The 2,235-nt window shown below is 57.2% G+C and carries 3 protein-coding genes; all 3 read left to right on the top strand.

Going from position 1 to position 2,235, the window contains the following annotated elements; all coding sequences use genetic code 11:
- The coding region (locus ABYV26_RS24615) for a DeoR family transcriptional regulator (RefSeq protein WP_372683989.1) at positions 1–420 on the top strand (420 nt) is incomplete at its 5' end.
- A 25-nt stretch (positions 421–445) separates the two neighbouring features.
- Positions 446–1,507: an ABC transporter ATP-binding protein gene (locus ABYV26_RS24610; protein WP_372683988.1), complete on the top strand. Its 1,062-nt coding sequence runs from the start codon at positions 446–448 to the stop codon at positions 1,505–1,507.
- A gap of 83 nt (positions 1,508–1,590) precedes the next feature.
- On the top strand, positions 1,591–2,235 hold a 645-nt coding region (locus ABYV26_RS24605), incomplete at its 3' end, for an extracellular solute-binding protein (RefSeq protein WP_372683987.1).

The following is a 2,235-nucleotide window of genomic DNA, read 5'->3' as shown; positions in this document are numbered from 1 at the left end:
TTCAATATATGTTCAAATAAAAGCCAGCGATCAACCGGTTGCCTAAACCAATCGATGCTTCTTTCCGAACGCCAGGCACAGATTGACGAAATGATCCGCCAGCAGGATTTCATCCGCGTGGAAGTCCTCGCCGGTCACTTAAACGTGTCCAACCAGGCGATTCGTCGAGATTTGAACCTGCTGTGTGATCGGGGGATTGCTCGGCGCCTCCACGGTGGTGTTCAGCGGATGAACCTTCCAGGAAATGTGGTCTACTCGTGGCACCAGACATTGAACAGTCATGCCAAGCACGCCATTGCCCGGGAAGTGGCCCGCCATGTGCCCGACGCTGTGTCTCTGGCCTTTAGCATCGGTACCACGCCTGAAATCGTTTCCAAAAAGCTGCTGGATCATCGCTGGAAAATTTTGTCCCTCAGCTGATCGCCTGCAAAGGAGAGGCGCCCCCATGAGTCGCATCGAAATTCGTGAACTGGCCAAACATTGGGATCTGGTCGTTGCCGTTGACCAGGTTTCCTTTACCGTTGCCGAAGGCAGCCTGACGGTGCTGCTGGGTCCGTCCGGCTGCGGCAAGTCCACGATCCTGCGCCTGATTGCCGGCTTGGAAAATGTTTCCTCAGGATCCATCGCCATCGGCGGAAACGACGTGACCCACATGGACCCTGCCAGGCGTGGGGTATCCATGGTATTTCAGTCCTATGCCCTGTTCCCCCATCTCAATGTCCGGGAAAATATCCTTTTCGGGCTGAAAGTGCGGGGAATTTCTCAGTCTGAACGGCGTTCCCGTCTCGATGAATCCGCACGTATGGTCGGCCTCGAAGAGCTGTTGAACCGCAAGCCGGCCCAGCTTTCCGGCGGGCAGCGGCAGCGGGTGGCGCTGGCACGCTCCATCGTGTCGCGGCGGCGGGTCTGTCTCATGGATGAACCGCTGTCCAATCTGGATGCCAAGCTCCGGGCGGAAATGCGTGACGAGATCCGCTCCCTGCAGCAGAAGCTGAGTCTTACCATGGTATATGTCACCCACGATCAGGTGGAGGCCATGACCATGGCCGACCAGGTGGTTCTGCTTAAAAAAGGACGGGTTGAACAGATCGGTCGTCCCCACGAGCTCTACGAGCGACCCCAAACGACCTTTGCCGCCCAGTTCATGGGGTCGCCTCCCATGAACCTGCTGAAACTCGATCTGATCGAAGAGCGATCCGCATTGGCCGCTGCCTGCGGTGGCTCCCTGTCGCCAGATAGGCTTACCGACGGGTATATCGGGGTGCGGCCCGAACATGTTCAGGTGGGGCCAAGCGGCCTGCCGGTGCGCGTTTCCGCGACCGATTATCTGGGAGCGGAAACCGTTCTGCGATTGGCCCATGGCGGGCAAACCCTGTTTGGCAAGATCGATGGCCACCGCTGTTATAACCCCGGCGAACAGCTGCATGTCAGTTGGTCTGAAGCGGCGGTTCACCGATTTGGGGCCGATGGCATCCGAATCGAAGACCCACAACGGGTATCATCTTGATTGCGTGGACCTGAAAAATGGCAACCCGGTCCGCCTTCCGGCGGACAACCAAACGAACCCGATTGAAAAGGAGGAGGCGCATTATGTTCAAAGGAATCAAATGGCTATGCATTTTCGTGATGGCGACGGCGTTGTTGATTGCGACCGTTGTCCCTGGTTCGGCTACGGAATTGACCATGTATTATCCGGTAGCCGTTGGCGGACCCCTGACATCGGTCGTTGACGGCATCGTGGACGACTTCATGAAAGAAAACCCGGACATCACGGTTAAGGCCATCTATGCGGGCAATTACAACGATGCACGCATCAAAGCACTGGCCGCCTTGAAGAGCGGTCAGCCGGCCCAGCTGTCCGTGATGTTCTCCATCGACATCTACGAGATGATCGAACAGGACGCCATTGTTGCCTTCGACGACGTGGTGGAGACAGCCGAAGAAAAGGCCTGGCTGGACTCGTTCTATCCGGCACTCATGGAAAACGGGCGTACGGCGGGAAAAACCTGGGGCATTCCTTTTCAGCGCAGCACCATCGTTATGTACTATAACAAAGACGCTTTCCGTGCCGCGGGGCTGGACCCGGATAAGCCGCCGGCAACCTGGGATGAACTGGTGGCGGTGGGAAAAAAACTGACCAAACCCGACGGGTCTCAGTGGGGGGCCATGATTCCATCCACGGGATATCCGTACTGGATGTTCGGTGCACTGACCATGCAGAACGGCCAGGTGCTG

This window comes from Desulfosarcina sp., from assembly GCF_041551955.1.
Classification (GTDB): domain Bacteria; phylum Desulfobacterota; class Desulfobacteria; order Desulfobacterales; family Desulfosarcinaceae; genus Desulfosarcina.
Note: the sequence above shows the minus strand (reverse complement) of the source record. Positions and strands in the feature narration are given on the sequence as shown.

Bases quoted from the DNA above. Each gene is read 5' to 3' on its own strand.
- ABYV26_RS24610 (WP_372683988.1), top strand. From the start codon at position 446: ATGAGTCGCATCGAAATTCGTGAACTGGCCAAACATTGGGATCTGGTC.